Source organism: Mycobacterium hackensackense (assembly GCF_025822555.1).
GTDB lineage: Bacteria > Actinomycetota > Actinomycetes > Mycobacteriales > Mycobacteriaceae > Mycobacterium > Mycobacterium fluoranthenivorans.
Map to the genome: position 1 here is coordinate 49,671 of NZ_JACKUC010000029.1, position 12,653 is coordinate 62,323.

Consider the following 12,653-nt stretch of genomic DNA (forward strand, 5'->3'; position numbering starts at 1 on the left):
TACTGTGGTCGGCATGCGTACGGCGGGCAGGAGCGAAGCGACTCGGGGATTATGTGCGATTCGGGCCGTGAGTATCTCGGCTGCGGTGTTGCTGCTGACATCGTGTGCCCCGTTGCTGGCCGCAAACCCGCGCTATGCCACCGACTCCGGTGCCGGCCCGCAGGGCCAGCCCGCGACCACCAGCACGGTCGCCGGCCCGCCCCCGATCGCCGCGCCCAAGAACGATCAAGCTCTGCAGTGGCGGGATTGCACGGCTCAGACGTTCACCGCCGCATCGACCGCCCCGGTACCCGGGGTCAAACTGGACTGCGCCACCTTCGCCGCCGATCTGGACCCGATCAGCGGCGCCAACGGCAGCATCGACATCGGCGTGGTCCGGGCCAGCACGTCCGACACCCCCGCCGACGCCGGCCCGCTGGTGATGACCACCGGCAGCGACCTGCCGTCGTCCAGTCAGCTGCCGGTCTGGCTGACCCGCGGCGGCACCGATGTGCTCAAGACACATCCCGTCGTCGCCATCGACCGCCGCGGTATCGGCCTGTCGGCGGCCATCAACTGCCGCGACGGCTTCGACCGCCAGGAGATGATCGACCAGGCCCAGTTCGAGTCCGGCGACGACCCGGTGGCCAACCTGAGCGCGATCGCCCAGACCGCCACCACCAGCTGCACCGACACCATCGCCCCCGGCGACTCCGCCTACGACAACGCACACGCCGCCGAGGACATCGAGCGACTGCGCAGCACCTGGGATGCTGACACCATCGCACTGCTTGGCGTCGGCAACGGCGCACAGGTGGCGCTCGCCTACGCCGGATCCCATCCGAACAAGGTGTCTCGCCTCGTCCTCGATTCACCGCTGCCGCTGGCGATCAACGCCGAAGCCACCGCCGAGCAGAAGGTGAAGGGCCAGCAGGCTGCACTTGATGCGTTCGCCGCCCAATGCGCCGCCGTGAACTGCCCGCTCGGCCCGGATCCGAAGGGTGCCATCGACGCGATCCTGTCCTCCGCCCGAGCCGGCAACGGTCCCGGCGGTGCCTCGGTCGCCGCCGTCGCCGACGCGATCAGCACCGCGCTGGCCTTCCCGCGCGGTGACCGCGTCGCGGCCACCAATGCGCTTGCGGGGGCACTCGCCTCGGCCCGCGGCGGCGACGCAACTGCACTGAACACTCTGATCAGCCAGGCCGACGCGACGCGCCAGACCGACGGTCAGTTCGTCAACGGCTGCAGCGACGCGCTCAACCGGCCCACCCCCGACCGGGTCCGGGAACTCGTCGTCGCCTGGCCGAAGTTGTACCCGCAGTTCGGTGCTGTCGGCGCGCTGCGCATGGTCAACTGCCTGAGCTGGCCGAGCGGCACCGCACCGAAGGACCCCAAGGATCTCAAGATCCCGGTGCTGCTGCTCGGCGTGCAGAACGATCCGATCATCGGCAATGAAGGGGTGGCCGCGGTGGCCGCCACCATGATCAACGCCGGCGCCACCAGCAAGCGGGTGATCTGGCAGGGCATCGGCCACGGCGCCAGCATCTACTCACCGTGTGCCCTCGCGCCGGTGCTGGGCTATCTGGACAGTGGGAAGCTGCCGGGCAACGACACGTTCTGCCCCGCCTGAACGGAGCCCGCCGCACTCCGGTGTACGGTGCGCTGGTGGCGCCAACCGATACCATCCTGAGCGTCTTTCGACCTCGCACGTCCGCTCCCACCACCGCCAATGTGGTGCGGTCCGCGCTGTGGCCGATCGCCATCATGTCGATCATCCACCGCAGTTACGTGCTCACCACCAACGGCTACATCACCGACGACTTCGGTGCGGTGTACCGGGCGGTCTCGAATTTCCGCCGGCACTGGGACATCTACAACGAGCACTTCAACTACGTCGATCCGCATTACCTGTACCCCCCGGGCGGCACCCTGCTGTTGGCCCCGTTCGGGTTCCTGCCGGAGTTCGCGTCGCGCTTCTGGTTCGTCGCGTTCAACTCGATCGCGATCATCATCGCCTGCGGCATCCTGGTGCGGCTGTTCAAGTTCTCGCTGACCTCGGTGGCATTCCCCGCCCTGTTGCTGTCCGTGTACTGCACCGAATCGGTGACCAACACCTTGGTTTTCACCAATATCAACGGCTGCCTGCTGCTGGCCGAGGTGCTGTTCTTCTACTGGTTGTTGTCCGGCAAGGTGGGCCATCAGTGGTGGGCGGGTGCGGCCATCGGACTGACGCTGGTACTCAAACCCCTACTGGCCGTGCTGTTGTTGCTGCCGCTGCTCAACCGGCAATGGCGCGCCCTGGTGACAGCCTTCGCGGTGCCGCTGGTGTTCAACGCGGTGGCCTGGCCCCTGTCCGCCGACCCGATGGGTTTCCTCCGCAACACCGTCCCGTACATCCTGTCCACCCGGGACTACTTCAATTCGTCGATCCTGGGCAACGGCATCTACTACGGGCTGCCGATGTGGCTGATCCTGTTGTTGCGGGTGATCGCGCTGGTGCTGGCCGCGGCCAGCCTGTGGCTGCTGTACCGGTACTACCGCGTGCGCGATCCACTGTTCTGGATGCTGACCTCCTCCGGTGTCCTGCTGATCACCTCGTGGCTGGTGCTGTCCCTGGCGCAGGGCTACTACTCGATGATGTTGTTCCCGTTCCTGATGACGGTGGTGCTGCCGAACTCGGTGGTGCGCAACTGGCCGGCCTGGCTCGGTGTGTACGGGTTCCTCACGATGGACCGCTGGCTGATGTGGCGCTGGCCGACCACCGGACGGTTCCTGGAGTACATGAAGATCACCTACGGCTGGTCACTGCTGCTGGTGGTGGTGTTCTGCGTGCTGTATTACCGCTACCTGGACGCCAAGGCCGAAGGCCGGCTGGATTCCGGAATCGATCCACCCTGGATGACGGAAGACCGGCCACGCGCTAGCGTGGCGTCATGACCGAGCCGAAGATCCAGCTCACCGACGACGAGTGGCGCGAGAAGCTCAGCGCGGCCGAGTTCGCGGTGCTCCGCCGTGCCGGCACCGAGCGGCCGTTCACCGGCGAGTACACCGACACCAAGACCCCCGGTGTCTACGAGTGCCGGGCCTGCGGGGCAGAACTGTTCCGCAGCACCGAGAAGTTCGAATCCCATTGCGGCTGGCCGTCTTTCTTCGACCCGAAAGACTCCGAGGCGGTGATCCTGCGGCGGGACGACACCTTGGGGATGACACGCGTCGAGGTGCTGTGCGCCAACTGCCACAGCCACCTGGGCCATGTCTTCGAGGGCGAGGGCTACCCGACCCCCACCGATCAGCGGTACTGCATCAACTCGATATCACTGCGCCTCGTGCCCGCCGGCGCGCAGTGAGCAGTTCCAGCATCGCGGCGGCCGAAAGCGGCTCGCTGTAGAAGAACCCCTGCGCGTAGCGGCAGCCGTACTCGCGAAGCAGCGCAACGGTTTCGGCGTTCTCTATCCCCTCCGCGACCGTTGTCATACCCAGTTCGTGCGCCAGCGCGATGACCGTGCGCACGATCACCCCGGCCCGCCGATCACCACGCACCGCGCTGACGAAATCGCGGTCCAGTTTGATCTCGTCGATCGGGAGATCGCGAAGGTAGGCCAGCGTCGAATACCCACTGCCGAAGTCGTCGAGGGCCACCCGCACACCGTGCCCGCGCAGCGTCTCGATGACCGCGCGGGTCCGATCGACGTTGTCCAGCAACAGATCCTCGGTGACCTCGACCGTGAGCGTCTCGCACGCCAGGCCACGCTCGTCGAGTGCCCGCACGATGCGGTCGGACATGGTCAGATCGGCCAGCGACGGCGCGAACAGGTTCACCGCGATCGGCACCGTGAACCCGTGATCGCGCCACAGCGCCGCCTGATCCAGGGCTTGGGTGACCACCAGTTCGGTCACCGACCGTATCAACCCGTGCTCACGGACCAGGGCCAGGAACTCGTCCGGTGCGAGCAGCCCGCGCGAGGGGTGCGGCCAGCGCAGCAGCGCCTCGACACCGACGATGGATTCGTCGCGCAGGTCGAACTTCGGTTGATACATCAGGATGAGATCGTCGTTGTCGATTGCCGAGCGCAACTCGCCGAGCATCTGCAGGGTCGCGGCACCGTCAACGGGAGTCCGGGTCGCCGACCACCCCTCCGCACGCTGCATCTCCGCCGAGAACACCCGTACCTCGCGCGCTCGAGCCCGCTTCGCCGAGTACATCGCCACGTCGGCACGCTCCATCAGTGCCTCGGCGGACAGTTCCGGGCCCTCGGGCGCCGCGATGGCCAGACCCGCGCTGGGCCGCAGCGGTAGGTGATGGCCCTCGATGGCGAACGGGTCGCCGAAACCGGCCGCGATGCGCTGCGCGACCTGGATGGACTGCTCGGCATCACCTTCGAGCAGTACCGCGAATTCGTCACCGCCCAGCCGGGCGACCGTATCGCTGCTGCGTGCGGCACCCACGATGCGTTCGGCGACGCTGGTCAGCAGGACATCGCCGGTCGGATGGCCCAGACCGTCGTTGACGAGCTTGAAATCGTCGAGGTCGAGCGACAACACCGCGACCGGCTGCTTGTCGCGACGGTGCAGCACCAACGCGTGAGTCAACCGGTCCTGGAACAGGGCCCGGTTGGCCAGCCCGGTCAGCGGGTCGTGCATGGCCTGCGCTTCGGCATTTGCCAGCAGCCGGCGGTTCTCCCCCACCACGATGACCTGCCGGAACACCACGGCACTCACCAACAGGACGAAGGCCACCAACGCCGGCGCCAGCTCCGGTACCCACACCACATTGGCCACGCCGATCACCATGGCGACGGCCAACGGCACATACGGCACCCACAGTGCAGCGGCGGTCGGCGCACTCGCTCCGTCGACATGGGAGCGCGGAAGGTGCGACGACAGCAGTGCGCCGACCCCGATCAGCAGCAGCCCCCATGCCCAGCCGAGATCGACGGCGCTGACCGTGCGGTAGTCGTCGTGGGAGATCAGATACGCCCAGCCGCAGTCGGCCAGAGCCATCAGCACGACACCGGCGGTCAACAGCACCAGCGGGGCACGGTTGCCGGGCCGGGCGCGCGCAAGCACCAGCAGTGCCACCGTCACCACCACCAGATCGGTGAGCGGATAGGCCAGCGACAGCCCGACTTCGAATGTCTTTGCCCCGCCGTTCGCGAACATCTGCCGCACCACGGCGAACCAGGCGACGACGAAAAGTGAGCCCGCGACGATCACGCCGTCCAGGACGAGGCGGGTGTAGGTGTACCCCGACGCCCCGACGGGCAGGACCAGCAGCCCGGCGCATACGAAGACCGGAAACATGAGGTAGCCGGCGTCGGCGAGGGAAGGAAACGGCGCGGTCCCCAACCACCATTCGTAGTAGGCCCATGCGGCCGACCCCATGGTCCAGCCGAACAGCCCGATCGTGATGAAAACCCACGCCAGCCGTTGCCGACCGAGAGCACGCCACGCGGTGTAACCAGCGCAGCTCATCGCAAAACCGGACACCGCCACGAAGCCGAGATCATCGGCGGCCGACACCACGTCGGGTCCGCCCCAGCCCGCCATCAGCCATGCACACCACGCGGCGGTGGTGACCGTCGCCGCACTCGCTACCCATGCGAACCGTGGCATCGGACGTGAGGCTAGCAAAATTGCGGTCGTCACCGCCCGAGGTTGGGCGCAGGATCAGGGTAGACGGGCCAGCAGATCCTCGACCGCCACCCGGGGACCGGTGAAGAAGGGGGTCTCCTCCCGGACATGGCGACGGGCGTCGGTGTAGCGCAGCTTCCACATCAGTTCGACGATGCGCCCCAGATCCGGACCTTCGAAGGCCAGGATCCACTCGTAGTCGCCGAGCGCGAACGCGGGCACCGTGTTGGCCCGTACATCCGGGTACTCCCGGCCCGCCATCCCGTGCTCGACGAGCATCTTGCGGCGCTCGTCGTCGGGCAGCAGGTACCACTCCAGGGACCGCACGAACGGGTAGACGCAGACGTAGTCGCCCGGGTCTTCGCCCGCGATGAAGGCCGGGACGTGGCTCTTGTTGAACTCGGCCGGGCGGTGCAGCGCGACCACGCTCCAGACCGGATCACTGGCCTGCCCCAGGGTGGTGCGCCGGAAGTCCCGGTAGGTGGTCTGCAGGTCCTCGACCCGTTCGGCATGGGTCCAGATCATGAAATCGGCGTCGGCGCGGAAGCCGGCGACGTCATAGAGCCCGCGCACCACGACACCCCGCTCCTCCTGCTGTTTGAGGAACGTCGCGGTCTCATCGATGAGCGCGGACCGGTCCGCGTCCAGCGAGTCGGGCTGCACGGCGAAAACCGAGATCATCATGTATCGGGTCATCGAGTTGAGCGCGTCGTAATCGAGCTTGGCCATGCGGCTATCGTGCCACGCCGGGGCCCGCCAGTTTCCCGGCCGCCCGGGTGGCGGCCGCGACACACGCGGGCACCCCGATACCGTCCAGGTAGGCGCCCGCGACCGCCAGTGTCGGCGGCAGCCCGGCTCGCACTTCGGCCACCAGATCGGCGTGTCCCGGACCGTACTGCGGCATGGCGTCGATCCACCGCTGCACCCGGCAGTCGACCGGGTCGGCGACGATCCCGAAGAGCCGGTCCAGGTCCTCCAGGGACCAGCTCAGCAGTCGGTCGTCGCCCACGCTGCGGGCCAGCTGATCGCCGTAGCGGCCGAATGACAGCCGCACCAGTTCGACATTGCCGCGCCGTCCCCACTTCTGCGAGGTGAGCGTGATCGCCTTGGTGTGCAAGGCTTCTCCGCCGGCGACCAGCACACCGGACTGTGGGGGCAGCGGGGTGCCGCCGGGCAGGGCCAGGGCGACCACGGCCGACGAGGCCACCGTCACCCGCCGTGCCGCCGCGGCGCTGCGCGGCGCGACGTGCTCGATCAGTCTGCTCAGCCGCGGCGCCGGTACCGCAAGCAGTACCGCGTCCGCACTCCAGTGGCCACCTTCGTCGTCCACCAGATCCCAGCCGCGCGCCGACCGCATCACCCGTTCGATCCCGACCTGTACCCAGCGCACACCGGCCCGGCGGGCCAGTTCGTCGACCAGCAATCCGTAGCCGCCCGCGATGGCGCCGAACAACGCGCCGTCCCGCGGCGGTGGCAAGGCATCGCGCACCGCGGCGCTGAGGTTGCGGGCGCCCCGATCCAGTGCGGCGGCCAGGGTGGGAACCGCCGAGCGGATCCCGATGGTCTCGGCCGAGCCGGCGTAAACCCCGGTGAGCAGCGGCTCCACCGAACGCGTCACCACCTGCTCGCCGAATCGGTCCCCGATCAGCTCGGCGACGGACGGATCCGCGCCGGTACGCCAGTGCAACGGCCGCCCGGGTTCGGCCTCGATACGCGCGACCGTCGCGTCGTCGACCAGACCCGCCACCGACGCGGCCTGCGCCGGGATGCCCTGCAGGGTTCCGGTGGGGACCGGGTGCAACCGGCCCTGGGTGAACAGCAGCGGCCGCGCCCCGGTGCTGGCGACCTGCCGGCCGGCCAGGCCGAGTTCGTCGAGTAGCGCGGGCACCTCGGGCCGCCGCGCGATGAACGCCTCGGCGCCCAGGTCCACCGGCACACCGCCGACCTGTTCGGTGCGCAACACCCCGCCGAGGCGGTCGGCCGGGTCGAACAGGGTGATCGACGCATCCGGCCCGGCGGCAACGCGCAGTCGATACGCGGCGGTCAAGCCCGAAATGCCGCCGCCGACAACGCAGTACGCCGATTTCACAATGAATGCACCAGCTCCACCAGATCGGTCACCACCCCGGGCTCGGTCGCCGGCAGCACGCCGTGACCGAGATTGAAGATATGCCCGCCCGCGCCGGCTTCCTGGGCGCGGCGGCCGTCGGCCACGACGGCGCGTGCCGCACGTTCCACCACCGGCCAGCCGGCGAGCAGTACGACCGGATCCAGGTTGCCCTGCAGGACGGTGCCCGGTCGCACCCGCGTCGCGGCGTCGGCCAGCGAGGTCCGCCAGTCCACGCCGACCACGGTGGCCCCGGCGTCACCCATGGCGCCGAGCAATTCGGCCGTTCCCACCCCGAAGTGCGTCATCGGCACGCCTTCGCCCTTGAGCGCGTCGAACACCCGTGAGCTGTGCGGCAACACCGAGGCCCGGTAATCGGCCAGCGACAACGTGCCCGCCCAGGAGTCGAACACCTGGATGGCGTCCACGCCAGCGGCGAGCTGCTCGGTCAGGAAGGCGATGGTCAGGTCGGTGAGCGCCGTCATCAGCGCATGCCAGGTGTCCGGGTCGCCGAGCATCATGGCCTTGGTCTTCTCGTGGTTGCGGCTGGGCCCGCCCTCCACTAGATAGGACGCCAGGGTGAACGGGGCGCCCGCGAAACCGATCAGCGGCACCTCGCCCAGGGCGGATACCAACAGCTTGACCGCGTCGGAGACGGGTGCGACCTGGTGCGGTTCAAGGGGTTTCAAGGCGTCGACGTCGGCGCGGGTGCGTATCGGGTGGTCGATGACCGGACCGACGTCGGGCACGATGTCCAGCCCGACACCGGCGGCCCGCAGCGGCACCACGATGTCGGAGAACAGGATGGCCGCGTCGACACCGTGGCGTCGCACCGGCTGCAGGGTGATCTCGGCAACCAACTCCGGGTCGAAACACGCATCGAGCATCTTGTGGTGGGCGCGCAACTCCCGGTACTCGGGCAGCGAACGACCCGCCTGGCGCATGAACCACACGGGTATACGCGAGGGCGTACGTCCGGCGGCAGCGGCGAGAAAAGGAGACTCGGGCAGGTCACGGCGGGTATTCATCGGCCCCCATGTTAGCCGCGGGGGTCTGCGCCGGACTCTGGCGTGCCTCGAGGCAGAAATCCGGCGCGCCTGCGCACCCCCGGGGCCGGTTGGGTCTAGCGTGATTTGGTGTGACGTCCGCCGAACCGGCCCAGTTCCGTACCGCGGTCGCAGCAATGAATGCTGCGACGGTGCGGCCGGAAATCGAGCTGGGCCCGATCAGGCCGCCGCAACGGCTGGCCCCCTTCAGCTACGCGCTGGGCGCCGAGGTTCGCCACCCTGAGACGACGATCGTTCCCGAGCGTTCCGAGGGTGACGCCTTCGGCAGGCTGATCCTGCTGCACGATCCCGAGGGTGCCGAGGCCTGGGACGGCACCATGCGCCTGGTCGCCTATATCCAGGCCGACCTGGACTCCACCGAAGCCGTCGATCCGCTGTTACCCGAAGTGGCCTGGAGCTGGCTGGTGGACGCCCTGGAGTCGCATGCCGAGGCCGTCACCGCGCTGGGCGGCACCGTCACCGCCACCACGTCGGTGCGTTACGGCGACATCTCCGGCCCGCCCCGGGCCCACCAGCTGGAGCTGCGCGCGTCGTGGACCGCCACCAACCTCGAGCTCGGTCCGCATGTGCAGGCGTTCTGTGAGGTTCTCGAGCATGCGGCCGGCCTTCCGCCGGCGGGAGTCACCAGCCTGGGCTCCCGTACCCGCGCCTGATGACCGAGACCGACCCCGAGCCTGACGGCGCAGCCCCTGACAGCGTCGAGCCAGAGGCGATTCCCCTCCTGGCCCCCGCCGAGGGTGTGCCACCGCTGTCGATCTATCCGAGCGATATCGCCCGTGCTGCCGAACGGCTGGCCGGCGGTACCGGCCCGTTCGCCATCGACGCCGAACGGGCGTCGGGATTCCGCTACTCCAACCGGGCATACCTGGTGCAGATCCGGCGCGCCGGGGCCGGCACCGTTCTGATCGATCCGGTCAACCACGGCGGGGACCCCCTGCAGGTGATGGCACCGGTCGCCCAGGTACTCGGCACCGACGAGTGGATACTGCATGCCGCCGACCAGGATCTGCCGTGCCTGGCCGAGCTCGGGATGACGCCACCACGGCTGTACGACACCGAACTGGGCGGCCGGCTGGCCGGCTTCGAGCGGGTGAACCTTGCCGAGGAAGTCCGTCGGCTACTGGGGCTGGGCCTGGTGAAGGGGCACGGCGCGGCCGACTGGTCCAAACGGCCACTCCCCCAGGAATGGCTGAACTACGCCGCACTGGACGTCGAGGTGCTGGTGGAACTGCGGCACGCAGTCGCCGCGGTGCTTGAGGAGCAGGGCAAATCCGACTGGGCTGCACAGGAATTCGAGTTTCTGCGGACCGCCGAGGCCACAGTCACCAGGCGCGACAAGTGGCGCCGCACCTCCGGTATCCACAAGGTCCGCAACCCGCGGGCCCTGGCCGCGGTGCGGGAATTGTGGACCACTCGCGATCACATCGCCGCCCGCCGGGATATCGCGCCCGGCCGGATCCTGCCCGACTCGGCGATCATCAGCGCCGCCACCGCCGATCCGGACACCATCGAAAAGCTCACCGCACTACCGATTTTCGGCGGAAGTCGACAGCGGCGCAGTGCACAGGTCTGGCTGGATGCGCTGGACCGGGCCCGTCAGGACACCGATCCGCCGACCGGCACCGAACCCGTCAACGGCCCGCCGCCGACGTCTCGGTGGTCGCGGCGCAAGCCCGAGGCCGCCGAACGGCTGGAGAAGGCGCGCGCCGGACTGGCCGAACTGTCCCAACGGGTTTCGGTTCCCGCCGAGAACCTGTTGACTCCGGACACGCTGCGCCGGTTGTGCTGGGACTGGCAGCCGGTGCCCGACGTAGCGACCGCCGTCGACGAGTTCCTGACCCAGGCCGGGGCACGACCATGGCAGCGCGAACTCACGGGGCCGGTGCTGACGGCAGCGCTCACGATCGATGTGAGCTGAGAGCGCGGGGCTGTCGCTCAGTCGACCTGTTCGCTGACGTGGTCGCCCACCGGGCTGCCCAGCGCCGCCACCCAACCGGTGATCTGCCGGGCGAGATGCTGATCGGTGAGTCCGATCTCGGTGAGGATCTCCGAGCGCGACGCGTGCTCCAGGAACTCCTGCGGAACCCCGACATCGCGGCATGGAACGTCGATCTCGTTGCGGCGCAATGCAGCCGAGATCAGCGAACCGATCCCGCCGTTGACGCCGTTGTCCTCGAGGGTGACCACGAGTTTGTGCGCGGACGCCAGCGCGTGCAGCGCCCTGGGAACCGGAATCACCCAGCGCGGGTCCACGACCGTGACACCGATGCCTTGCTGCTGCAGACGCTCGGCGACGGCGAGTCCCATCACCGCGAACGAACCGACCGCCACGAGCAGCACGTCGGTTGACAGACCGTCGGCCGGTACCGCCAGCACGTCGACCCCGTCGCGCCGCTCCAGCGCCGGAATATCTTCGCCCACTGCGCCTTTGGGGAATCTGATGGCGGTCGGGCCGTCCTTGACGTCGATTGCCTCGCCGAACTCCTCGCGCAGCCGGGCGGCGTCACGCGGTGCGGCGACCCGGATACCGGGCACGATGCCCAGCATCGAGAGATCCCACATACCGTTGTGGCTGGCACCGTCGTTGCCGGTGACGCCGGCGCGGTCCAGCACCATGGTGACCGGCAGCTTGTGCAGCGCGACGTCCATCATCAACTGGTCGAACGCCCGGTTCAGGAATGTCGAGTAGATGGCCACCACCGGGTGCATACCACCCATCGCCAGCCCGGCCGCCGACGTCATCGCGTGCTGCTCGGCGATCCCGACGTCGAAGAAACGGTCCGGGTACTCCTGGCGGAACGCGCTCAGGCCCGTCGGGCCCGGCATGGCCGCGGTGATCGCGACGATATCGCGGCGCCGGGCGGCCTTCTTGATGAGTTCGTCGGAGAACACCGCCGTCCAGCCGGGCGCCGCCACCGACGTGGGCCGACCGGTGTGCGGGTCGATGACGCCGGTGGCGTGCATCTGTTCGGCTTCGTCGTTCTCGGCGTGCGAATACCCATTGCCCTTGCGGGTGACGACGTGCACGATCACCGGGGCGTTGAACCCGCGCGCGCTGCGCAGCGCCGCCTCGACCGCACGCTCGTCATGCCCGTCGATCGGGCCGACGTACTTCACGCCGAGGTCGGTGAACATCACCTGCGGCGACAGCGCATCCTTGATACCCGCCTTGACGCTGTGCATGCACTGGTAGCAGAGCTCGCCGATCAACGGCACACCGCGCACGGTGTCGCGGCCCTTCTCCAGCAGTTTCTCGTAGCCCGGCTGCAGCCGCAGGGTGGCCAGGTGGTCGGCGAGCCCGCCGATGGTCGGTGCGTAGCTGCGTCCGTTGTCGTTGACGACGATCACGATGGGCCGGTTGGCAGCGGCGATGTTGTTGAGCGCCTCCCAGCACATACCGCCGGTGAGGGCGCCGTCGCCGACGACCGCGACCACGTGGCGATTGCGGTGGCCGGACAGCTCGAAGGCCTTGGCCAGCCCGTCGGCGTAGGACAGCGCGGTGCTGGCGTGGCTGGATTCGACCCAGTCGTGCTCGCTCTCGGCGCGGGACGGATAGCCCGACAGGCCACCCTTCATCCGCAGATTCACGAAGTCCGCGCAGCGGCCGGTGAGCATCTTGTGCACGTAGGCCTGATGGCCGGTGTCGAAGATGATGGGATCGTGCGGGGAGTCGAAGACCCGGTGCAGCGCAAGGGTCAGTTCGACCACGCCCAGGTTCGGGCCGAGATGACCGCCGGTTGCAGCAACCTTGTGAATCAGGAATTCACGGATTTCACCGGCCAGGTCGTCGAGCTGCGACTGGGAAAGGTGCTGCAGATCTGCGGGGCCGCGGATCTGTTCAAGCATCCCGCCAGTTTACGCACGCACCA

The 12,653-nt window shown here is 68.5% G+C and carries 10 protein-coding genes; 5 read left to right on the forward strand and 5 right to left on the reverse strand.

Annotated elements, in window-relative coordinates:
* Positions 1 to 13: 13 nt before the first annotated feature.
* Genes H7J86_RS03360 through msrB form a run of 3 tightly spaced genes read left to right on the forward strand, consistent with a single transcriptional unit; the run spans position 14 to position 3,326 of the window.
* The gene (locus tag H7J86_RS03360) at positions 14 to 1,609 is read left to right on the forward strand and encodes an alpha/beta hydrolase (RefSeq protein ID WP_267290559.1); all 1,596 of its coding nucleotides are present in this window, start codon (positions 14 to 16) and stop codon (positions 1,607 to 1,609) included.
* Between the two features lie 20 nt (positions 1,610 to 1,629).
* Positions 1,630 to 2,916 (forward strand): arabinofuranan 3-O-arabinosyltransferase, encoded by a 1,287-nt coding sequence (gene aftC / locus H7J86_RS03365; RefSeq protein ID WP_267289380.1) that lies wholly within the window; start codon positions 1,630 to 1,632, stop codon positions 2,914 to 2,916.
* Entirely contained in the window at positions 2,913 to 3,326 is a 414-nt protein-coding gene (msrB, locus tag H7J86_RS03370) for a peptide-methionine (R)-S-oxide reductase MsrB (protein ID WP_090356430.1), read from the forward strand. Before aftC ends, msrB begins: the two co-directional genes overlap by 4 nt.
* On the opposite strand, the gene H7J86_RS03375 is transcribed toward msrB, so the two are convergent.
* The 4 genes from H7J86_RS03375 to hemE are packed head-to-tail and all read right to left on the reverse strand — an operon-like array spanning position 3,283 to position 8,745.
* Entirely contained in the window at positions 3,283 to 5,592 is a 2,310-nt protein-coding gene (locus H7J86_RS03375) for a putative bifunctional diguanylate cyclase/phosphodiesterase (RefSeq protein WP_267289382.1), read from the reverse strand. The genes msrB and H7J86_RS03375 overlap by 44 nt on opposite strands.
* Positions 5,593 to 5,646: 54 nt before the next feature.
* Positions 5,647 to 6,339 carry a hydrogen peroxide-dependent heme synthase gene (hemQ, locus tag H7J86_RS03380; RefSeq protein ID WP_090356433.1) on the reverse strand — a complete coding sequence of 231 codons (693 nt, stop codon included), beginning with the start codon at positions 6,337 to 6,339 and terminating at the stop codon, positions 5,647 to 5,649.
* Positions 6,340 to 6,343: 4 nt separating this feature from the next.
* On the reverse strand, positions 6,344 to 7,699 hold the full coding sequence (locus H7J86_RS03385) for a protoporphyrinogen oxidase (RefSeq protein ID WP_187099085.1): 1,356 nt from the start codon (positions 7,697 to 7,699) through the stop codon (positions 6,344 to 6,346).
* Positions 7,696 to 8,745, reverse strand: coding sequence for a uroporphyrinogen decarboxylase (gene hemE / locus H7J86_RS03390; RefSeq protein ID WP_187099084.1), 1,050 nt, complete (start codon positions 8,743 to 8,745; stop codon positions 7,696 to 7,698). Before hemE ends, H7J86_RS03385 begins: the two co-directional genes overlap by 4 nt.
* A gap of 155 nt (positions 8,746 to 8,900) precedes the next feature.
* Between hemE and H7J86_RS03395 the strand changes: the two genes are divergently transcribed.
* Positions 8,901 to 9,437, forward strand: a complete 537-nt coding sequence (locus H7J86_RS03395) for a DUF3000 domain-containing protein (RefSeq protein ID WP_208410941.1) — start codon at positions 8,901 to 8,903, stop codon at positions 9,435 to 9,437.
* Entirely contained in the window at positions 9,437 to 10,702 is a 1,266-nt protein-coding gene (locus H7J86_RS03400) for an HRDC domain-containing protein (RefSeq protein WP_187099083.1), read from the forward strand. Before H7J86_RS03395 ends, H7J86_RS03400 begins: the two co-directional genes overlap by 1 nt.
* A gap of 17 nt (positions 10,703 to 10,719) precedes the next feature.
* On the opposite strand, the gene dxs is transcribed toward H7J86_RS03400, so the two are convergent.
* A complete protein-coding gene (gene dxs, locus H7J86_RS03405) occupies positions 10,720 to 12,630 on the reverse strand; it encodes a 1-deoxy-D-xylulose-5-phosphate synthase (protein ID WP_187099082.1) in 1,911 nt (636 codons plus the stop codon).
* Positions 12,631 to 12,653: the final 23 nt, after the last annotated feature.

Bases quoted from the DNA above. Each gene is read 5' to 3' on its own strand.
- H7J86_RS03360 (WP_267290559.1), top strand. From the start codon at position 14: ATGCGTACGGCGGGCAGGAGCGAAGCGACTCGGGGATTATGTGCGATT.
- msrB (WP_090356430.1), top strand. From the start codon at position 2,913: ATGACCGAGCCGAAGATCCAGCTCACCGACGACGAGTGGCGCGAGAAG.
- H7J86_RS03375 (WP_267289382.1), bottom strand. From the start codon at position 5,592: ATGCCACGGTTCGCATGGGTAGCGAGTGCGGCGACGGTCACCACCGCC.
- hemQ (WP_090356433.1), bottom strand. From the start codon at position 6,339: ATGGCCAAGCTCGATTACGACGCGCTCAACTCGATGACCCGATACATG.
- hemE (WP_187099084.1), bottom strand. From the start codon at position 8,745: ATGAATACCCGCCGTGACCTGCCCGAGTCTCCTTTTCTCGCCGCTGCC.
- H7J86_RS03395 (WP_208410941.1), top strand. From the start codon at position 8,901: ATGAATGCTGCGACGGTGCGGCCGGAAATCGAGCTGGGCCCGATCAGG.
- H7J86_RS03400 (WP_187099083.1), top strand. From the start codon at position 9,437: ATGACCGAGACCGACCCCGAGCCTGACGGCGCAGCCCCTGACAGCGTC.
- dxs (WP_187099082.1), bottom strand. From the start codon at position 12,630: ATGCTTGAACAGATCCGCGGCCCCGCAGATCTGCAGCACCTTTCCCAG.